Genomic DNA, 19,423 nt, shown 5'->3' on the forward strand with positions numbered 1-19,423 from the left:
CTGTTGCTACAGAGAGATGCACTCTTTTGTCGCCGCCTTGTGCTGCGAGTTCAGGCGCCCTCCGCCAAAACCTGCTCCAACCCCTCATTCAAAGCCTGCTCCAGCACCCGCTTGTAGCTCAGGTAGGCCTGCGTTGCCCCCAGCCGGTCATCCAGCAACTCGGACAAATCCAGGTCGGTGATATAGCACCGGTACTGCGCTGTGCCACGGCGCTGACCGATGATCTGCCTGGCCACCACCGCATACAGCTGCTCACCATGTTCCAGCTCGGAAAACTCCTGCTGGTCGCAGTACAGCGTCACATGCGCCACGCCCGCTACACCCGCCTGGATAATCGCCTGTACCTCATAGTAAGGCTGGTCGCTGCCCTCGGCCGGGGCCAGGCGCGGCTCGATGTTGCGTGCCTTGCCTGGGCCGGTGGGCAGCAGCTGCGCGTAGTGGATATCCAGCGAGGCGGGTCGCAGGCTATCGAGGGGCAGGCGGGCATCGCGGCGCATCACCACCGAGCGCAGAAAACGTTGCAGTGGCAACAGCAGATGCGCTTCGTCATGCAGCGGCAGGCGTTGTTGCCACAATGCGTTGTATTCATCCAGCACATACACATCGGCCCAGCCGCCCTGCAGGCGGTAGAACACCTGAATGCAGGCTGGTCGGCCTTGCTCCAGCACCAGGCGCAGGTCGTGGTCCTGCAGCGCATTGGCATCCAGGTACAGCGGGCTGTAGGTGCCTCGCTCTTCGCCCAGGTAGGCCAGTAGCGCCTCATGCTCGGCCAGGGTTGTCAGGCTGACATGCTCGGGCAACAGCTCCAGCACATGGGTGTGGTGGGCCACTTGCAGCAGGTAGCGGTGGTGGAGCCCTTGATCCCGCAGCAGCTGGGCGGTGTCGAAAATTTCCTCTACGCGCTGGCCGATCGGCTGGGCGCGGCTTTGGCAGAAGCAGCGTACTCGCACCCTTGGCCGGTGGCCGCGCTGCGCCGGGCTGTTGAGGAAGTCGCGCAGGCAGCGCACCAGCGCGTGTTCACCGTCATAGCGCTGGACCAGCACCTCGTTCCAGCTGTTGACGGTGACCTGGTCCAGGGTCAGCACCAGGTTTTCGCGCACGCCAGCGTAGCTCAACGCGTCGGTGCGCTCTGTGGTCATCAAAACGTTCAGCTCGCGGTGGTGGCGCAGCGGGTCGACGCCGACGTTGACCAGCAACAACACCTCATCGGCAACGCTGGGCTGCAAAAGGCGCACTTCGCTGACGGTCGGCAAGGGCAGGGGGACACTTTGCCGCAGACAGCCCAGCAGGTTGAACAGCTCGAATTCCCCAAGGTCGCTGGCCCCTGGATGCAGCGCCATGCGGGTGCTGCTGTCGATCACTCCGTTGCGATGGGCCCAGGTCAGCAGTTCGAGTAGCTCGCGGCAGCGTTTGATCGGGCTGAAGTGCTGCACCTCATGGGTGCTCAGGTTGCCGCTGTACAGCTCCCAGTGGTAGCTGCCCGGCTCCTTGCGGTTGGGTGCCTGGACCAGCGTCAGGGTGCCTTCGGCGAGGTCAGGGGCGATACCGGGGTTAATCACTTCGACCTTGCCGGCGCGGCGCTCGAAGGCTGCGTACAGGCGCCGGCCCAGCACATTGAGGTCGCGCTGGTCGGCGCGGCTGCTGGCGTTCTGGGTGCGAGCGAACTGGCTGAGGAAGCGATAACTGAGGTTAAGCTCGGCCACCAGCTCACGCCGCTCGACGGCAACCTGCTGCACTTTCCATTGGCTGCGGCTGTCCAGCAGGGCCAACTGGCGCTGGTCCCAGCCCCACTCGTCGGTCAGGCGCTGCAGCAGCCGGCGTTGCCAGCCATGGCTGCGGCCCTGGTCGCTGAGCTTCTTGTTCACCTTCAGGTACAGGCTGCGCCGTACCAGCTCCAGGCGCGCGGGTTCGCCGCGTTGCAGCAGGTAACGTTCGATGCGCCGGTAGACCATCACGTAGGGGTCCAGCTCGTCGAGGTCGAGCTGGTTGGCAAATACTGCCTGCTTGTAGTCCAGGCTCAGGCAGCGCACCGCAGGGTGTTCGCCGGCGTAGGCTTCGGTCAGCAGCAGTTTGAGCAGCGATTTGTAGGGCGAGTCGATGCCTTTGAACAATTGCCACAGGCCAGCGCCGACGAACTCACCGGGCGGAATGTGCGCCAGGTTGCCGAGGTCAAGGGCTTCCTGGCTGCGGATAAAGCGCTTGGACAGCAACGTCTGGGTGTAGCTGTAGTAATTGTGTTCCTCGTACACCGGTACCAGCCACCACAGCGGCGTACGCCCGGCCAGCCACAGGGTGGTGCGGTAGAACTCGTCCAGCAGCAGGTAGTGCTGGGTGGTGCCGCAGTCGTCGGAGCCGAGCTGGCCATCGCGCTGACCCTGGGCGAAGCCCTGTGTGTCGATCAGGAAAAAGTGTGCTTCGGCGCCCAGGCTTGCCGCCCAGGCCTCCAGCAGCTGGCACTTGCGGCGTAGCTCACCCAGCAGCTGTTCGGGCAAGCCGGGTGCATGGCACACCCACAGGTCCATGTCGCTGTGCTCGGCCTGCGCCAGCGAGCCCAGGCTGCCCATCAGGAACAGGCCGTGGATCGGGCGTGGCGGGTTGCCATGCTGGGCCTTGTAGGTGAACGAGCGGGCCAGGCGTTGGGCATCGGCCACCAACTCGGCGCTTGGCTCGTAAGCCGATACGCCCGCAGGGGTGCTGCCGGAGACGTAACCCGGCAATAGCGGGTGGTTCACGTGAAACAGCAGCGGCAGCAACGACAGTACCTGTTGCTGGCGCGTTGACAGGCCTTCCTTTGCCCGCTGCAGTCGGCCCTGGTTGAGATGCAGGAAGCGCGCACGCAATGTCGCCAGGACCTTGCGGTCGATGCCTTCGTCCAGGTCAGGGCGGATTTCGTGAGGGTGGTTCATTGCGCGCTCGGGCAGGCCATTGAAGCTGTGGCGAGTTTAGCCTGAGTGGCGGGGTCGGATAAGCGGTAATTGAAAGTCTGGCGCCATTTTTCCAGCGCTGGCCTGCTCCAGCTTTCGCTGCGCTTCAGGCATGATGGGCGCATTGAGTTCATGTAGAGAGTGTCCAATGCGTGTATGGATCGATGCCGACGCCTGCCCCAAGGCGGCCAAGGATCTGATCGTCAAGTTCGCCCTCAAGCGCAAGTTCGAGGTGGTGATGGTGGCGGGGCAGGCTGTGGCCAAGCCGGCGTTCGCGATCGTGCGTCTGATCGTGGTGCCCAGCGGCATGGATGCGGCCGACGATTACATAGTGGAGCACGCCGTGCCTGGCGAGCTGGTGATCTGCAGTGACGTGCCGCTGGCCGACCGCCTGGTGAAAAAGGGCGTGGCCGCACTGGACCCGCGTGGGCGTGAGTTCGACGAGCGCAACATGGGCGACCGCCTGGCGGCGCGCAACCTGTTCACCGAGCTGCGTGAGCAGGGGCAGGTGGGGGGCGGGCAGGCGGCCTATGGCGAACGTGAGAAACAGGCGTTTGCCAATGCACTGGACCGGATCATTGCCCGCCTCTCGAAAAGCTGAGCGCTGACACGGTTCCTGTCGGCGACAGCCCAGCGTGGCGCGGTGGATGGCACCGGCTTTGCCGGTGTTCGCGGGTAAACCCGCTCCTACAGGTGATCGCGCAGGCTTTTCATGAGTTGCCCCCACAGGTACCGCGTGACCTTGAAGCCTGTGCTGGACCTGTGGGAGCGGGCATGCCCGCGAAGAAGCCAACGCAATAACTTACTCGTGCGTCAGCTCCAGCACTCGGTCTACCAGCTTGTAGATCCCGCCCGCCGCCTCGCTGATCGACTTGGCCTCCATGTACGCCGGGGTCGTCACGAGCTTGCGCTGGGTGTCTTCGACAATGTCGTGTACATCGCACGCTTCATGGGTGCCGCCCATCTTCTCGACAGCCGCCGCAGTGCCGGCATCGCTGCCGATGGTGCAGACCACGCCCGGCCCGTAGATCTTCGCCGCAAGCGCCGGCGAGATGCAGATCAGGCCAACGGGTTTGCAGGCGTCGGCAAAGGCTTCGGCCAAGGCCAGCACGTCTGGGTTCACGCTGCAGTTGGCGCCTTCCACGGCAAAGTTGGACAGGTTTTTAGCCACCCCGAAACCGCCCGGCACGATCAGTGCGTCGAAGTCTTCGGCCTTGGCTTCACGGATATCCTTGACCTCGCCGCGGGCAATGCGCGCCGACTCCACCAGCACATTGCGCGATTCGGGCATTTCTTCGCCGGTCAGATGGTTGATTACATGCATCTGTGCGATGTTCGGCGCGAAGCACTGCACCTGCGCACCGCGCTGGTCGAGGCGCAGCAGCGTGATCACGCTTTCGTGGATTTCGGCGCCGTCATACACGCCACAGCCGGAAAGAATCACCGCTACTTTTTTTGTCATGCTCATTACTCCAGTGTCGAGGCGCTAAATGTCCTCTAGTTTGGCAGATGTCGCCATAGGGATTCCTGCGGGGGCGGCCTAATCTTGGTGGATAACGCCTGAGGTCGCGCCCATGGACCTGATACTGCTGGCCGTGCCGTTCTTTTTTGTGCTGATAGCCGTCGAGCTGGTCGCCGACCGCGTGCGCGGCCAGCACAACTTCACCCTGGCCGACTCGATCAACAGCCTGAGTACCGGCGCACTGTCGACCAGTACCGGCCTGCTGACCAAAGGCGTAGGGCTGGTCACCTATGCTCTGGTCTTCGAGCACCTGGCGCTGTTGCAATTGCCGGCGCAGGCAGGGTGGGTCTGGTTGCTGGCCTTTGTCCTGTACGACTTCTGCTACTACTGGCTGCACCGCCTGGGGCATGAGCGCAACGTACTGTGGGCTGCGCACTCGGTGCATCACCAGAGCGAGGAGTACAACCTCACCACGGCGCTGCGCCAGACCAGTAGCGGGTTCCTCTTCTCGTGGTTGTTCTACCTGCCGCTGGCGCTGCTGGGTGTGCCGCCACTGGTGTTCATCACCGTCGCCTCGCTCAACCTGCTGTATCAGTTCTGGGTGCATACCCGGCATATCCCTAAACTTGGCTGGCTGGAGTGGGTGTTGATCACGCCGTCCAATCATCGCGTCCACCATGCGCAAAACCCTGCTTACTTGGATCGCAATTACGGTGGTGTGTTCATTCTCTGGGACCGTCTGTTCGGCACGTTCAAGGAGGAGGACCCGGCCGAGCCGGTGGTGTTCGGGGTGACCACGCCGCTGGCCAGCTGGAACCCGCTATGGGCCAACCTGCAGTTCTATGCCCAGCTCTGGCACGACGCCCGGCGCACCACCAGCCTGTGGGACAAGCTGCGTATCTGGTTCATGCCTACCGGCTGGCGCCCGGCCGATGTGGCCGCACGCTACCCACAGGCCAAACAGGACTTGGCGCTGTTTCGCAAGTTCGAGATTGCCCTGGGGCGCGGGCAGCAAGCCTATGTGGCGGCGCAGTTCGTGGTTTATGTGGCCTTGGGCAGCTACCTGATGGACGTGGCCGACCGCGTGCCGGCCGCCGCGCTGGTGCTCGGCTGGTCACTGATGGCGTTTGGTTTGTTCGTGCTGGGCGCGTTGCTGGAGAACCGGCCCTGGTCTGCACGCCTGGAGCTGGCGCGGTTGTGTCTGAATGCGCCGGCATTGTACCTGGCCGGCGCCTTGGGCTTAGCGGTGGTCGCCCCGCTGGCCTGGTTTCTGCTCGTGGCTTACAGCCTGCTCAGCCTCTGGGGGCTGGGCCTGGCTCGCCGCCCTGCGCTCCGCGCGCAGAGTACGGAAGCGCCGGCGCAGCCACAGCAGGCCGCCCAGCGCCACCAGGCCGCCAAGCACCCATAGCTCGTAACGTTTGACGTTGCCCAGCAAGCCTTCGAGGATGGCGCCGAAGTGGTAGGCGGCGGCGCCCAGGGCCACTGCCCAGATGCCCGCGCCAATCCCGTTCAGCAGCAGGTAGCGACGTGGCGGGTAACCCGACAGGCCGATGGCCACCGGCATGACCGTGCGCAAACCATAGACAAAGCGGAAGCTCAGCACCCAGATATCGGGGTGGCGGCGGATATGGTCCAGCGCCCGGTCGCCCATTGCCTGCCAGCGCGGCTTGCGCGCCAGGATCCTGCGCCCGTGGCGTCGGCCCATGAAGTACCACAACTGGTCGCCCGCGTAGCTGCCGAAGAAGGCCACCAGGCACACCAGATTGATATCCATGTAACCGCGGAACGCAAGGAACCCCGCAAGCACCAGAATGGTCTCGCCTTCAAAGAAGGTGCCTAGAAAAAGGGCGAAGTAGCCGAAATCCTGCAGGAATTGTTGAAGCATTTTCTGAGGTGCTGGCGAAATGAACGCGCAGCCTACCCCTTCGCGCGCGTTCGTGAAAGTGTCCAAATGTGTCTCGACGTGAACAATTCCAGCGCAGACAATGCCAGAGGCCCCTTGCCACGGCTTGCCCATATGTGTAACACGGGCGTCATAATGGGCGCTTATCTTGCCGCTCAATAGATGATAGGGCGTTAACGTCCTCAGGAACGCCAGATGAATAATGAAGTGCTAAGCCCTGTCGCGATCAAGGATGCTCAGGAGCTCCCAGAAGAGATGCTGCAGACCCCGCCAGACCTGCCTCCGGCGGCTGAGCCTGTAGCGGAGCCGGTGGCCGAGCCTGCAGCTCCGGTGCCCGCGCCGTCCCCGGCCATCGCCGTCCCTGGCCTGGACGACAGCAGCCTGTACATTCATCGCGAACTCTCGCAACTGCAGTTCAATATCCGGGTGCTGGAGCAGGCACTGGATGAGAGCTACCCGCTGCTGGAACGCCTCAAGTTCCTGTTGATCTTCTCCAGCAACCTCGACGAGTTCTTTGAGATTCGTGTCGCAGGCCTGAAGAAGCAGATCAACTTCGCCCGTGAACAGGCCGGCGCCGATGGCCTGCAACCGCACCAGGCGCTGGCGCGTATCAGCGAACTGGTGCACATCGAGGTAGAGCGCCAGTACGCGATCCTTAACGACGTGCTGCTGCCAGAGCTGGAAAAGCACCAGATCCGCTTCATCCGCCGCCGCTACTGGACACCCAAGCTCAAGACCTGGGTACGCCGCTACTTCCGCGACGAAATTGCCCCGATCATTACCCCGATTGGCCTCGACCCGACTCACCCGTTCCCGCTGCTGGTGAACAAGAGCCTCAACTTCATCGTCGAGCTCGAGGGGGTGGACGCCTTCGGTCGCGACTCGGGCCTGGCGATCATTCCGGCGCCACGCCTGCTGCCGCGGGTTATTCGCGTGCCGGAAGAGGTGGGCGGCCCGGGCGCAAACTATGTGTTCCTGTCGTCGATGATCCACGCGCACGCCGACGACCTGTTCCAGGGCATGAAGGTGAAGGGCTGCTATCAGTTCCGTCTGACGCGCAACGCCGACCTGGCGCTTGACTCTGAAGAGGTCGACGACCTGGCCCGCGCGCTGCGCGGCGAGCTGTTCTCGCGCCGCTACGGTGATGCCGTGCGCCTGGAAGTGGCCGACACCTGCCCGAAACACCTGTCGGACTACCTGTTGAAGCAGTTCAGCCTCAGCGAAAGTGAGCTGTACCAGGTCAATGGCCCGGTCAACCTCACCCGCCTGTTCAGCATCACCGGCCTGGACAGCCACCCGGAGCTGCAATACACACCGTTCACCCCGGCGATCCCCAAGCTGCTGGCGAACGCTGACAACATTTTCAGTGTGATCAGCAAGCAGGACATCCTGCTGATGCACCCGTTCGAGTCCTTCACGCCAGTGGTCGACCTGCTGCGCCAGGCCGCCAAGGACCCGCACGTGCTCGCCGTGCGCCAGACCCTGTACCGCTCGGGGGCTAACTCGGAAATCGTCGACGCCCTGGTGGATGCAGCGCGTAACGGCAAGGAGGTCACTGCGGTGATCGAGTTGCGTGCGCGTTTTGACGAAGAGTCCAACCTGCAGATGGCCAGCCGCCTGCAAGCGGCCGGTGCGGTAGTGATCTACGGTGTGGTCGGGTTCAAGACCCACGCCAAGATGATGCTGATTCTGCGCCGCGAGCAGGGCGAGATCGTGCGTTATGCGCACCTGGGTACCGGTAACTACCACGCCGGCAACGCCCGCCTGTACACCGACTACAGCCTGCTGACCTCTGACGATGCGCTCACCGAAGACGTCGGCAAGCTGTTCAGCCAGTTGATCGGCATGGGCAAGACCTTGCGCATGAAGAAGCTGCTGCATGCGCCGTTCACCCTGAAAAAGGGCATGCTCGACATGATCGCGCGGGAAACCCAGTTTGCCCTTGAAGGCAAGCCGGCGCACATCATCGCCAAGTTCAACTCGCTGACTGACGCCAAAGTCATCAAGGCGCTGTACAAGGCCAGTCAGTCGGGCGTGAAAATCGACTTGGTGGTGCGTGGCATGTGCTGCCTGCGCCCGGGCATTCCGGGGGTTTCGCACAACATCCAGGTGCGCTCGATCATTGGCCGCTTCCTCGAGCACACGCGGGTGTTCTACTTCCTCAATGGCGGCGAAGAGCAGATCTACCTGTCCAGCGCCGACTGGATGGAGCGCAACCTCGACAAGCGTGTCGAGACCTGCTTCCCGGTGGAAGGCAAGAAACTGTTGCTGCGGGTGAAGAAGGAGCTGGAAGGCTACCTGACCGACAATACCCACGCCTGGACCTTGCAGCCGGACGGGCGCTACGTGCGCAGCACCCCGACCGGCAACCAGAACCCGCGCAGCGTTCAGGCGACCTTGCTGGAGCGCCTGAGCAACCCGGTCCTCAACGTACGCTGAGGACGAAGCCGACCCGGGCCAGCCACTCCGCCTCGTTGGCGAAGTCGGCCTGGGTCAGCTGGTTCTGCTCCAGCCAACCGTCAGGGAAAGCTACATCCAGGCTGTTGTCCCCGCCGTGCAGTTCTACCTTTGGCATTTGCTGAGTGCCGCGGATGTGGTGGAACAGGATGGCAAAGCGCAGCAGCACGCACAGGCGCAGCAGCTTGACCCCTTCATCACCCAGTTCGGCGTAACGGTCCTTGGGGATGTTGCGGCGGTGGCCGCGTACCAGCAGGGCCATCATCTGCTGATCTTCCCGGGAAAAGCCTGCCAGGTCCGAGTGCTCGATCAGATAGGCGCCGTGCTTGTGGTAGTGATAATGGGCAATGTCCAGCCCGATTTCGTGCACTTTCGCGGCCCAGCCCAGTAGATCGCGCCAGTTTCCGTCTTTCAGGTTCCAAGCGTCGGCCACCTGGTCGAATGCGTGCAACGCCTTGCGCTCGACGCGCGCAGCCTGGCCCTGGTCCACGTGATAGCGCTCCATCAGCGAGTTCAGGGTGCGTTCGCGCACGTCTTCGTGGTGGTGGCGGCCAAGCAGATCGAACAGCACACCTTCGCGCAGGGCGCCGTCGCAGTGGTCCATGCGGTTCAGTTCAAGGGCATCGAAGATCGCTTCGAGAATCGCCAAGCCCGCCGGGAAGATAGTGCGGCGGTCTGGCTTGACGCCGTCGAAGTCGATCTTGTCGACCTCGCCCAGCTTGAACAGCTTGCGTTTGACCCAGGCCAGGCCTTCGGCGTTGACCTCGCCATTGCCCAGGCCACCGGCCTTGATGGCAGCGCCGATGGCGCGAATGGTGCCGGATGAGCCGATGGCCTCATCCCAGGTCAGGCGGTGCAGGGCATTTTCGATGCTCATCAGTTCCAGGCGCGCGGCCGTGTAGGCCTGGGCATAGCGGGCCGGGGTGATCTTGCCGTCGCGGAAGTAACGCTGGGTAAAGCTCACGCAACCCATCTGCAGGCTTTCACGCAGCAGCGGCTCGAAGCGCTGGCCGATGATGAACTCGGTACTGCCGCCGCCGATGTCGGCCACCAGGCGCTTGCCGGGGGTGTCGGCCAGGGTGTGCGACACGCCCAGGTAGATCAGGCGCGCCTCTTCACGGCCAGAGATGACCTCCACCGGGTGGCCGAGGATGGCTTCGGCGCGCTGGATGAATTCGTTACGGTTGCGCGCTTCGCGCAAGGCGTTGGTACCGACGATACGCACGGCGCCTGCCGGCATGCCGTTGATCAGCTGGGAAAAGCGCTTGAGGCAATCCAGGCCCCTTTCCATTGCCTCTTCACTGAGCATGCGCTCTTCGTCGATGCCGGCGGCCAGTTGAACCTTCTCGCCGAGCCGCTCAAGGATACGGATTTCGGTATGGTGGGCCTTGGCCACGACCATGTGAAAACTGTTGGAGCCAAGGTCGATGGCGGCGATCAGGGACAGGTTCTTCGCGATGGTATGCGGCATGATCTGGTTGTTCTCGGTCGTTAACCTGGCAATCGTGCCACGATAGCAGGCTATCGCCAACGCGTGACACTCAGCCGTTGTACTGGCCTTGATGCAAGGCAATGTGCCATTCGATTCTATGACGGCCATATGACAGTTTCGATTCGCGCCGTCTTGCGCAACTATAGTTACACTCAATCGTCCGTGGCTTCCTGTCCGGCGTAGGTGCGGCTATCATGGGCCACGTTTTTTGCTTACGACCCTGGAGATATCCATGAGCAGCGATCTGATCAAACATGTCACCGACGCCTCCTTCGAAGCCGATGTCCTGAAGGCCGAAGGCGCGGTACTGGTCGACTACTGGGCTGAATGGTGCGGTCCATGCAAGATGATCGCTCCGGTTCTGGACGACATCGCTTCCACCTACGAGGGCAAACTGACCGTCGCCAAGCTGAACATCGACGAGAACCAGGAAACCCCGGCCAAGCACGGTGTGCGTGGTATCCCGACGCTGATGCTGTTCAAGAACGGCAACGTCGAAGCCACCAAGGTTGGTGCACTGTCCAAATCGCAGCTGGCCGCATTCCTCGACGCCCACCTGTGATGTGAAAAGGCCCCGCAAATGCGGGGCTTTTCTTTTTCAGAGCACTAGACGCAGAAAAAAGCAAGTGTTACATTCGGCCTCGCACTGCTTTTCCAGTGCCCTCTACATGCCGTCGCCGAAGCATCCCTAATTCGAATCAGTACGCGATCCTGTCGCCATCCAGCGGCGCGGCCTCATTAAGCCAGAAGCTTAATTCTCCCTTCTTACATGATTACGTCATTCCCCTTATGAACCTGACTGAACTCAAGCAAAAGCCGATTACCGATCTTTTGGAAATGGCCGAACAGATGGGCATCGAAAACATGGCCCGTTCGCGCAAACAGGACGTGATTTTCGCCCTGCTGAAGAAGCATGCGAAAAGCGGCGAAGAGATCTCGGGTGACGGCGTGCTGGAGATTCTCCAGGATGGTTTCGGTTTCCTGCGTTCGGCTGATGCGTCCTACCTGGCCGGCCCAGACGACATCTATGTCTCGCCCAGCCAGATCCGCCGTTTCAACCTGCGTACCGGCGACACCATCGTCGGCAAGATCCGCCCACCGAAGGAAGGGGAGCGTTACTTCGCCCTGCTGAAGGTCGATACCATCAACTTCGACCGCCCGGAAAACGCGAAGAACAAGATCCTGTTCGAAAACCTGACGCCGCTGTTCCCGAACAAGCGCCTGAAGATGGAGGCCGGTAACGGCTCCACCGAGGACTTGACCGGTCGCGTCATCGACCTGTGCGCCCCGATCGGCAAAGGCCAGCGCGGCCTGATCGTTGCCCCGCCGAAAGCCGGTAAGACGATCATGCTGCAGAACATTGCGGCCAACATCACCCGTAACAACCCTGAGTGCCACCTGATCGTCCTGCTGATCGACGAGCGCCCGGAAGAAGTGACCGAAATGCAGCGCACCGTGCGTGGCGAAGTGGTTGCTTCCACCTTCGACGAGCCGCCAACCCGCCACGTGCAGGTTGCCGAGATGGTGATCGAGAAGGCCAAGCGCCTGGTCGAGCACAAGAAAGATGTGGTTATCCTGCTGGACTCGATCACTCGACTGGCGCGTGCCTACAACACCGTGATCCCGAGCTCCGGCAAGGTGCTGACCGGTGGTGTCGACGCCCACGCCCTCGAGAAGCCCAAGCGCTTCTTCGGTGCTGCGCGTAACATCGAGGAAGGCGGTTCGCTGACCATTATCGCCACTGCGCTGGTTGAAACCGGCTCGAAGATGGACGAAGTGATCTACGAAGAGTTCAAGGGCACCGGCAACATGGAGCTGCCGCTGGACCGCCGCATCGCCGAGAAGCGTGTGTTCCCGGCCATCAACATCAACCGCTCCGGCACCCGCCGCGAAGAGTTGCTGACCGCTGACGACGAACTGCAGCGTATGTGGATTCTGCGCAAGCTGCTGCACCCGATGGACGAAATCGCTGCCATCGAGTTCCTGGTCGACAAGCTCAAGCAGACCAAGACCAACGATGAGTTCTTCCTGTCGATGAAGCGCAAGTAAGCGAGCGTTTCAGGCTGGATTGATTGGGGCCGCCTTGCGGCCCTTCGCGGGCAAGCCCGCTCCTACACAGGTCACTGCGGCCCTTGTAGGAGCGGGCTTGCCCGCGAAGGGGTGCAAAGCGGCCCCAATGCATTTTCACCCCCAAACAAGGCCCGAACGGCGCTACACTCTGCACCCCGACCGATACGGCCAACACGAGGCTCCTGCATGCAGTATCGCGACTTGCGCGACTTCATCCGTGGCCTGGAACAGCGCGGCGAGCTCAAGCGCATCCAGGTACCGATCTCCCCCGTCCTGGAAATGACCGAGGTCTGCGACCGCACCCTGCGCGCCAAGGGCCCGGCATTGTTGTTCGAAAAGCCCACCGGCTTCGACATCCCAGTGCTGGGCAACCTGTTCGGTACTCCGGAGCGGGTGGCCATGGGCATGGGCGCCGAGTCGGTCAGCGAACTGCGGGAAATCGGCAAGCTGCTGGCCTTCCTCAAGGAGCCCGAGCCGCCCAAGGGCCTGAAGGACGCCTGGTCGAAGCTGCCGATCTTCAAGAAGGTCGTGTCGATGGCGCCAAAAGTGGTCAAGGACGCGGTGTGCCAGGAAGTGGTGGTCGAGGGTGACGATGTCGACCTTGGCACGCTGCCGATTCAGCACTGCTGGCCTGGCGACGTGGCGCCGCTGATTACCTGGGGCCTCACCGTGACCCGTGGTCCGAACAAGGACCGCCAGAACCTGGGCATCTACCGCCAGCAGGTGATCGGCCGCAACAAGGTGATCATGCGCTGGCTCAGCCACCGTGGCGGCGCCCTCGACTACCGAGAGTGGTGCGAGAAGAACCCCGGCCAGCCGTTTCCGGTCGCCGTGGCCCTGGGCGCTGACCCAGCGACCATTCTCGGCGCGGTGACCCCGGTCCCGGACACCCTTTCCGAGTACGCCTTCGCCGGCCTGCTGCGAGGCAATCGCACCGAACTGGTCAAGTGCCGTGGCAGCAACCTGCAGGTACCGGCAACCGCCGAGATCATTCTGGAAGGGGTGATCCACCCAGGCGAAATGGCCCCGGAAGGCCCTTACGGCGATCACACGGGCTACTACAACGAAGTGGACAGTTTCCCGGTGTTCACCGTTGAGCGCATCACCCACCGGCAAAAACCGATCTACCACAGCACCTACACCGGCCGGCCGCCAGATGAGCCGGCCATTCTCGGCGTGGCGCTGAACGAAGTGTTCGTGCCGATCCTGCAGAAGCAGTTCCCGGAAATCACCGACTTCTACCTGCCGCCGGAAGGCTGCTCGTACCGGATGGCGGTGGTGACCATGAAGAAACAGTACCCAGGCCACGCCAAGCGCGTAATGCTGGGTGTGTGGTCGTTCCTGCGACAGTTCATGTACACCAAGTTCGTTATTGTCACCGATGACGATATCAACGCTCGTGACTGGAACGATGTGATCTGGGCTATTACCACGCGCATGGACCCCAAGCGTGATACGGTAATGATTGACAATACCCCGATCGACTACCTGGACTTTGCGTCACCGGTGTCGGGGCTGGGTTCGAAGATGGGCCTGGACGCTACGCACAAGTGGCCGGGCGAGACTACACGCGAATGGGGCCGGGTCATCGTCAAGGATGAGGCCGTCACCCGCCGTATCGATGAGCTGTGGGATCAGTTGGGAATAGATTGATGCAGGTAACGTTGCAGCCGTCCGGGGCGGTGCTGGCGCTTGAACCCGGGGAACGGATCCTGGATGGAGCACGGCGGCTGGGCTATGACTGCCCAAACAGCTGCCGCAATGGCAATTGCCATGTTTGCGCCGCGTTGTTGGTTGAAGGACGGGTTCGCCAGGATGGCGAAGTCCGCGACCATGGTGAGTTGTTCACCTGCATTGCCGAACCGCTGGAGGACTGCGTGTTGCTCTGGGACGGTGTGCTTGCCTTGGGCGAGCTGCCAGTGCGCAAGCTGGCGTGCAGCGTCAGTGAGTGCGTCGACGTCGGCGGCGACGTCTGGCGGGTGCGCCTGCGTGCGCCTGCCGGTAAACCTCTGCGTTATCACGCGGGGCAATACCTGATGATCGAACGTGAGGGCGGCAAGCAGGCAGCTTTCTCGCTGGCGTCCGCGCCACATGCCGGGCGTGAACTGGAGCTGCATGTGCTGGCGCGTGAGCCCAGTGCGGTGCAACTGATCGACCAGCTGAGGCGAGATGGCCTGGCGCGCATTGAAATGCCGTTTGGCGACACCCACCTGGCCGAGCTGCCCGACGGGCCGCTGGTGCTGATTGCCGCCGGCACTGGCATGGGCCAGATGCACAGCCTGGTCGAGCACTGCCGGGCTCAGGGCTTCAAGCACCCGGTACACCTGTACTGGGGGGTGCGCCGGCCCGAGGATTTCTATCAGATCGAGCACTGGGACGAATGGCAGCGTCTGCCTAACCTGTTCCTGCATCAAGTGGTCAGCGACCTGTGTGGCTGGGAAGGCCGCTGCGGCATGCTGCATGAAGCGGTCTGCGACGACATTGCCGACCTCAATAGCGTGCATGTGTATGCCAGCGGCTCACCGAACATGATCTACGCCACGCTCGACGCCTTGGTCGAAGCCGGTATGGATGCGCACCGCATGCGTGCCGATGTGTTCGCTTATGCGCCGCGCGGTTAATAACCGAAGTTTGAAAGTGTCGGTATAAGGCGGTAATTGTTACCGCCTTGGCCAATAACTTTCACCGCTGCTGAAACAGTACTTCCCAGTCGTCGGAGCCGTGTATGAAACACGTGCTCAAGGGCTTGAGTATTCCTGCAATTCTGGCCTATGGTTACTGCAAGCGCCCTTGGTAAAGCGGCCTGGGGCCGCAGCGTAATCGAAGCTCGCTACATCCGTAGTTCACAGGAATAATGGCGGCAGCTTATGTCGGCACTTGAAAGTATGTCTTGGGAAGTTTCATACCCTCCGGCACTTGATTTCGGTCAGCAACATACTCGCGAACAGTTGTTCAGCTCCATGAAAACAACCATGTCCAGGCATCAGGGTGGGCCGGTGTGGCTGTTTGCCTATGGTTCGTTGATCTGGCGCCCGGAGTGCAATTCGGTGGAGCGCCAGCGCGCGCGGGTACATGGTTATCACCGTGGCTTGTACCTGTGGTCGCATGAACATCGCGGTACCCCGGAAACGCCCGGGCTGGTGTTTGGCCTGGACCGCGGTGGCTCCTGCAGCGGCTTTGCCTACCGGCTGGATGAACGCAACCTGGACGACTCACTGATGGCCCTGTGGCAACGCGAGATGCCCTATCCGGCATACCGGCCGCACTGGCTCAACTGTCGCCTGGGCGATGGTAGCAAGGTGCAGGCCTTGGGCTTTGTACTGGAGCGGCATCTGCCGTGCTATGCCGGTAACTTGCCGGATACGTTGCTCAGCCAGATCCTGGCCAGTGCCAAGGGGCGTTATGGCACCACGCGTGACTATGTCGAGCAGACCTTGAATGCACTGCGCAGTCACCAGATGCCCGATCGCAACCTGGAAGCGCGATTCAGGCGTTGCCACAATCTGCGCGAAGTGTGAGCAACCTGTTCCGGCCTCTTCGCGGGTAATCCCTGTAGGCGCGGGTTTACCCGCGAATACGGTGGTGCCGACAACGGTGAACGGCGGGTGGAATTGGCCGGCAGGCCCGGCCCTTTCGCGGGTAAACCCGCGCCTACAGGCGACCGCGCAGAGGCCCGTACTGCCTTACCTGGCCAGCACCACCAACTTACCCACAGCCTGCCGTTGCCCCAGCTTCTCGATAGCAGCCCCGGCTTCTGCCAGTGGATAAGTCCGCGACACCAGCGGCTTCAACTTGCCCTCGGCATGCCAGGCAAACAGCTGGTGGAAGTTGGCCGCGTTGTCCTCCGGCTGGCGCTGGGCAAATGCCCCCCAGAACACGCCCAGTACTGCCGCGCCCTTGAGCAGCACCAGGTTGGCCGCCAGTTGTGGAATGCTGCCGCTGGCAAAACCCACCACCAGCAGCCTGCCATTCCAGGCCAACCCGCGCACCGCTTGTTCGAACAGCTCGCCACCGACCGGGTCATAGATCACGTCCACGCCCTGGCCACCGGTCAGGCGTTTGATTTCTTCGCGCAGGTTGGCCTGGCTGTAGTCGATCAGCTCATCCGCCCCGGCAGCCTTGGCCACGGCCAGTTTCTCGGCACTGCTGGCCGCCGCGATCACCCGCGCGCCCATGGCCTTGCCGATCTCCACCGCCGCCAGGCCCACCCCGCCGGAAGCGCCCAGTACCAGCAGGGTCTCGCCGGCTTGCAACTGGCCACGCTGGCGCAGGGCGTGCATCGAGGTGCCGTAGGTCATGCCGAAGGCCGCAGCGGTGGTGAAGTCCATGCTCGCCGGGATCGGCAGAACGTTATAGAACGGCACCGCCACTTGCTCGGCGAACGCACCCCAGCCGGTGAGCGCCATGACCCGGTCGCCGACCTTGAACGCGCCGGCCTTTTCGCCGACGGCGGCCACCACGCCTGCTGCCTCGCCACCTGGAGAGAACGGCAGCGGTGGCTGGAACTGGTACTTGCCTTCGATGATCAAGGTGTCGGGGAAGTTGACCCCGGCAGCCTGCACGTCCAGCAGGATCTCGTTCTTCTTCGGCAGTGGGCTGGCCACCTCTTCCAGCACCAGGTTGCGCGCCGGACCCAGGGTTTTGCACAACACAGCTTTCATCGGGGCTATTCCTTTGCGGGTAGTGGCCGATAAGTGTAGGAGGGCCGCTTGGCAGGTCAACGAGCATGGCCCGCCCTGATGGGCCGGCATAAGCCCGGGCTTGGGTTTGAGCGGTGTGCTGGGTAAGCTGGCGCCAACTGTATTGAGGAGCGAATTCGTGAAAGCGTGGATCTTGATGGTGCTGGCGCTGCTGTTGCCGGCTGCGGCCATGGCCGAGGAAGCCAAGGAAGGGGTGCCCAAGGTCGCCTACATCAGTCTGAGCCCGCCCTTCGTTGGCAACTATGCGCTCGACGGCAGCCCGCGGCTGCGCGTGTACAAGGCTGACGTGGCCCTGCGCGTGACGGGCGACGAAGCGGCCAAGACGGTGAAGCACCACGAACCGCTGATCCGTAACCAGCTGGTGGCACTGTTCACCCAGCAGACGGTGGACAGCATGAGCAACGTCGAGGCCAAGGAGCATCTTCGCCAAGAGGCGCTGAAACAGGTGCAGCAGGTGCTGGAGGCGGAAGAGGGCAAGCCGATCGTTGAAGACTTGCTATTCAACAACCTGATCGTGCAGTGACCTGAAACAGGGTGAGGTCCATCACTGGTAAGTCGGATTGAATTCAGGCTTACCCCGTGTGTAGGACCCTTCTGTCTTTCCTGTAAGCCCGCCAGTTTTCAGTTTTTGGGGCCATGGCCAAGCTAGATTGTGCCTTGTCTTCAGTTGCTCGAGAGTGTTGGCAATGGCTTTGAAGTACCAGCCGAAAGAGGCGACTGTACTGATGTGCGACTTTTCAGGCTTTCAAGTGCCTGAAATGATCAAGGTGCGTCCCGTGGTCGTTCTTCGCAAGCACAGTCAAAATCGCCAGTTAGTGACGATAGTCCCGTTGAGTACCACGGCACCGGATCACATGGCAGGGCATCACGTTGTGCTGCCGAGTTATCTGCCTGGTTCGGCCCTGACATGCTGGGCCAAGTGCGACATGATCTACACGGTGGCTACCTCCAGATTGGACAGATGTCGGGTCAAATCGCGGCAAGGAAGTGGTCGGGAATACATGACCTTTACAATGCGGCCAGAGCATTTCGCCGCCGTGAGGGCTGCAGTTGGCTTTACGCTGGGTTTCACACATCCAGCAACAGAGCGGTCTGTTGTCAATGTTACGCTCGATGCGTGATAATCAGCCTGTTCCCGCAAGGGGCTTGTAAGACTCTGAGGATCCTGGTTCGACCAGCAATTACAGAGCCGGGCAGGTATATGGCGATGACAAGTCGACCTGTCTGTGAGTAGGGCGCCGAAAGGCGCCCTTTGTCTTTGTGCCAGTTTTCCAATTTTCGGCGGACGCTCGCGCATGCCTTCAAGACGCCAGGCTCCGACGAAACCGTGCCAGCGCCACGCTGAAGAACACCAGGCCGATCAGCGTCAGCGCCAGGATATCCGGCCATACCACCGCCCACCCGGCATCCCTGAACAGGATTGCGGCACTCAGGCTGACAAAGTGCGTTGAGGGTGACCCTTGCATCACCCACTGCAGCCACTGCGGCATGCTGTCCAGAGGTGTGCTGCCGCCGGACAGCAACAGCATCGGGATGATCACCGGGATCGCAAGCAGGCCGAACTGCGGCGTCGAGCGCGCCAGGGTGGCGAGGAAAATGCCCAGCGATGTACTGGCGAACAGGTACAGCGCGGTCACGGCCAGGAACAGCCCCATCGAGCCAGACAGCGGCACGCCCAGTGCACCTTTGACGACTACCACCAACGAAATCCAGGTGCAGATCACCACCACCAGCGCGTTGCTGCCGATCTTGGCCAGCATGATCTCCAGCGCGGTCAACGGCAGCACCAGCAGGTGGTCGAGGGTGCCATGCTCACGCTCGCGCAGCAGCGCGGTCCCGGTGAGGATGATCGCCAGGATGGTGATGTTGTTGACGATCTGGATCACGGCCAGAAACCAGCCCCCCTCCAGGTTGGGGTTGAACAGCGCCTTGGGGTTGATCAGCACCGGGCTTTGCTCGTTACCACGCTGGCTGTAGTCGAGCAGCTCGCGCTCGAAGATGCGGCCGATGTAGCCGGCGCCCATGAACGCTTGGCTCATGGCTGTAGCATCGACGTTGATCTGCAGCTCCGGCGAGCGCCCGGCCAGCAGGTCGCTCTGAAAGTTCACCGGTATGTTGATGACGAAGGTGTACTGGCCGCTGTCCATGGCCTGGTCCAGGCGCTGCGGAGGCAGCGGCACGGCTGGCTGGAACTCGGGCGGTTGCAGGGCTTCGCTGAGCTTGCGCGAGAGCAGGCTATGGTCTTCATCCACCACCGCCACGCTGGCGTTGTGTACACCGATCACCGAGCCGGCTGCCGGCATGTAGATCGCCACGCTGAAGGCATATAGCAGGAACAGCAGCAGGACGCTGTCATGGCGCAGGCTGGTCAGTTCTTTCAGGCCCAGGCGCAGGGTGTGGTTCAGGCGCGACATG

The 19,423-nt window shown here is 62.1% G+C and carries 15 protein-coding genes and 1 pseudogene; 10 read left to right on the forward strand and 6 right to left on the reverse strand.

The features are described 5' to 3' along the window. Nucleotides 1-50: 50 nt before the first annotated feature. Nucleotides 51-2,906, reverse strand: a complete 2,856-nt coding sequence (locus BJQ17_RS20050) for a class I adenylate cyclase (RefSeq protein ID WP_070096551.1) — start codon at nt 2,904-2,906, stop codon at nt 51-53. A gap of 166 nt (nt 2,907-3,072) precedes the next feature. Between BJQ17_RS20050 and BJQ17_RS20055 the strand changes: the two genes are divergently transcribed. Next, nucleotides 3,073-3,525: a YaiI/YqxD family protein gene (locus BJQ17_RS20055; RefSeq protein ID WP_003253654.1), complete on the forward strand. Its 453-nt coding sequence runs from the start codon at nt 3,073-3,075 to the stop codon at nt 3,523-3,525. A 201-nt stretch (nt 3,526-3,726) separates the two neighbouring features. Here the strand turns inward: BJQ17_RS20055 and elbB are convergent, their stop codons facing one another. Beyond that, nucleotides 3,727-4,386 carry an isoprenoid biosynthesis glyoxalase ElbB gene (gene elbB, locus BJQ17_RS20060; RefSeq protein WP_003253655.1) on the reverse strand — a complete coding sequence of 220 codons (660 nt, stop codon included), beginning with the start codon at nt 4,384-4,386 and terminating at the stop codon, nt 3,727-3,729. A gap of 112 nt (nt 4,387-4,498) precedes the next feature. Between elbB and BJQ17_RS32190 the strand changes: the two are divergent. Continuing rightward, a pseudogene (locus tag BJQ17_RS32190) lies at nt 4,499-5,125 on the forward strand (sterol desaturase family protein); the annotation flags it as partial. A 501-nt stretch (nt 5,126-5,626) separates the two neighbouring features. On the opposite strand, the gene BJQ17_RS30305 reads toward BJQ17_RS32190, so the two are convergent. After that, the gene (locus BJQ17_RS30305; RefSeq protein ID WP_017148020.1) at nt 5,627-6,271 is read right to left on the reverse strand and encodes a DedA family protein; all 645 of its coding nucleotides are present in this window, start codon (nt 6,269-6,271) and stop codon (nt 5,627-5,629) included. A 213-nt stretch (nt 6,272-6,484) separates the two neighbouring features. On the opposite strand from BJQ17_RS30305, the gene ppk1 reads away from it, so the two are divergent. After that, nucleotides 6,485-8,728 (forward strand): polyphosphate kinase 1, encoded by a 2,244-nt coding sequence (gene ppk1 / locus BJQ17_RS20075; protein ID WP_003253658.1) that lies wholly within the window; start codon nt 6,485-6,487, stop codon nt 8,726-8,728. On the opposite strand, the gene ppx is transcribed toward ppk1, so the two are convergent. Then, nucleotides 8,715-10,217: an exopolyphosphatase gene (gene ppx, locus BJQ17_RS20080; protein ID WP_003253659.1), complete on the reverse strand. Its 1,503-nt coding sequence runs from the start codon at nt 10,215-10,217 to the stop codon at nt 8,715-8,717. The genes ppk1 and ppx overlap by 14 nt on opposite strands. A 253-nt stretch (nt 10,218-10,470) precedes the next feature. Here ppx and trxA point away from each other — a divergent pair, with 253 nt between their 5' ends. From trxA to BJQ17_RS20105, 5 genes are all read left to right on the forward strand, one after another. After that, the gene (trxA, locus tag BJQ17_RS20085; RefSeq protein WP_003253660.1) at nt 10,471-10,800 is read left to right on the forward strand and encodes a thioredoxin TrxA; all 330 of its coding nucleotides are present in this window, start codon (nt 10,471-10,473) and stop codon (nt 10,798-10,800) included. Nucleotides 10,801-11,027: 227 nt separating this feature from the next. Continuing rightward, nucleotides 11,028-12,287 (forward strand): transcription termination factor Rho, encoded by a 1,260-nt coding sequence (gene rho, locus BJQ17_RS20090; protein WP_003253661.1) that lies wholly within the window; start codon nt 11,028-11,030, stop codon nt 12,285-12,287. Nucleotides 12,288-12,494: 207 nt separating this feature from the next. After that, nucleotides 12,495-13,961, forward strand: a complete 1,467-nt coding sequence (gene ubiD, locus BJQ17_RS20095) for a 4-hydroxy-3-polyprenylbenzoate decarboxylase (protein ID WP_003253663.1) — start codon at nt 12,495-12,497, stop codon at nt 13,959-13,961. Next, nucleotides 13,961-14,929: a CDP-6-deoxy-delta-3,4-glucoseen reductase gene (locus BJQ17_RS20100; protein ID WP_003253665.1), complete on the forward strand. Its 969-nt coding sequence runs from the start codon at nt 13,961-13,963 to the stop codon at nt 14,927-14,929. Before ubiD ends, BJQ17_RS20100 begins: the two co-directional genes overlap by 1 nt. A 246-nt stretch (nt 14,930-15,175) precedes the next feature. After that, on the forward strand, nt 15,176-15,826 hold the full coding sequence (locus BJQ17_RS20105) for a gamma-glutamylcyclotransferase (protein WP_012054059.1): 651 nt from the start codon (nt 15,176-15,178) through the stop codon (nt 15,824-15,826). Between the two features lie 165 nt (nt 15,827-15,991). Here the strand turns inward: BJQ17_RS20105 and BJQ17_RS20110 are convergent, their stop codons facing one another. Further along, on the reverse strand, nt 15,992-16,969 hold the full coding sequence (locus tag BJQ17_RS20110) for an NADPH:quinone oxidoreductase family protein (protein WP_070096552.1): 978 nt from the start codon (nt 16,967-16,969) through the stop codon (nt 15,992-15,994). Nucleotides 16,970-17,126: 157 nt separating this feature from the next. Between BJQ17_RS20110 and BJQ17_RS20115 the strand changes: the two genes are divergently transcribed. Together BJQ17_RS20115 and BJQ17_RS20120 are read left to right on the forward strand one after the other, a co-directional pair. Next, the gene (locus BJQ17_RS20115; protein WP_003253671.1) at nt 17,127-17,531 is read left to right on the forward strand and encodes a flagellar basal body-associated protein FliL; all 405 of its coding nucleotides are present in this window, start codon (nt 17,127-17,129) and stop codon (nt 17,529-17,531) included. A 163-nt stretch (nt 17,532-17,694) separates the two neighbouring features. After that, nucleotides 17,695-18,129: a type II toxin-antitoxin system PemK/MazF family toxin gene (locus BJQ17_RS20120; RefSeq protein WP_060489058.1), complete on the forward strand. Its 435-nt coding sequence runs from the start codon at nt 17,695-17,697 to the stop codon at nt 18,127-18,129. A 180-nt stretch (nt 18,130-18,309) separates the two neighbouring features. Here the strand turns inward: BJQ17_RS20120 and BJQ17_RS20125 are convergent, their stop codons facing one another. Next, the gene (locus BJQ17_RS20125; RefSeq protein ID WP_003253673.1) at nt 18,310-19,422 is read right to left on the reverse strand and encodes an ABC transporter permease; all 1,113 of its coding nucleotides are present in this window, start codon (nt 19,420-19,422) and stop codon (nt 18,310-18,312) included. Nucleotide 19,423: the final 1 nt, after the last annotated feature.

Origin of the sequence: Pseudomonas sp. NBRC 111139, assembly GCF_001753955.1 — a bacterium.
Taxonomy (GTDB): Bacteria; Pseudomonadota; Gammaproteobacteria; order Pseudomonadales; family Pseudomonadaceae; genus Aquipseudomonas; species Aquipseudomonas alloputida.

What these genes read in the sequence shown, in the direction of transcription:
- BJQ17_RS20105 (WP_012054059.1), top strand. Translation starts at nt 15,176, where the DNA reads ATGTCGGCACTTGAAAGTATGTCTTGGGAAGTTTCATACCCTCCGGCA.
- ppx (WP_003253659.1), bottom strand. Translation starts at nt 10,217, where the DNA reads ATGCCGCATACCATCGCGAAGAACCTGTCCCTGATCGCCGCCATCGAC.
- BJQ17_RS20050 (WP_070096551.1), bottom strand. Translation starts at nt 2,906, where the DNA reads ATGAACCACCCTCACGAAATCCGCCCTGACCTGGACGAAGGCATCGAC.
- BJQ17_RS20120 (WP_060489058.1), top strand. Translation starts at nt 17,695, where the DNA reads ATGGCTTTGAAGTACCAGCCGAAAGAGGCGACTGTACTGATGTGCGAC.
- rho (WP_003253661.1), top strand. Translation starts at nt 11,028, where the DNA reads ATGAACCTGACTGAACTCAAGCAAAAGCCGATTACCGATCTTTTGGAA.
- BJQ17_RS20125 (WP_003253673.1), bottom strand. Translation starts at nt 19,422, where the DNA reads ATGTCGCGCCTGAACCACACCCTGCGCCTGGGCCTGAAAGAACTGACC.
- BJQ17_RS20100 (WP_003253665.1), top strand. Translation starts at nt 13,961, where the DNA reads ATGCAGGTAACGTTGCAGCCGTCCGGGGCGGTGCTGGCGCTTGAACCC.
- elbB (WP_003253655.1), bottom strand. Translation starts at nt 4,386, where the DNA reads ATGACAAAAAAAGTAGCGGTGATTCTTTCCGGCTGTGGCGTGTATGAC.
- ubiD (WP_003253663.1), top strand. Translation starts at nt 12,495, where the DNA reads ATGCAGTATCGCGACTTGCGCGACTTCATCCGTGGCCTGGAACAGCGC.
- BJQ17_RS30305 (WP_017148020.1), bottom strand. Translation starts at nt 6,271, where the DNA reads ATGCTTCAACAATTCCTGCAGGATTTCGGCTACTTCGCCCTTTTTCTA.
- BJQ17_RS20110 (WP_070096552.1), bottom strand. Translation starts at nt 16,969, where the DNA reads ATGAAAGCTGTGTTGTGCAAAACCCTGGGTCCGGCGCGCAACCTGGTG.
- ppk1 (WP_003253658.1), top strand. Translation starts at nt 6,485, where the DNA reads ATGAATAATGAAGTGCTAAGCCCTGTCGCGATCAAGGATGCTCAGGAG.
- trxA (WP_003253660.1), top strand. Translation starts at nt 10,471, where the DNA reads ATGAGCAGCGATCTGATCAAACATGTCACCGACGCCTCCTTCGAAGCC.
- BJQ17_RS20055 (WP_003253654.1), top strand. Translation starts at nt 3,073, where the DNA reads ATGCGTGTATGGATCGATGCCGACGCCTGCCCCAAGGCGGCCAAGGAT.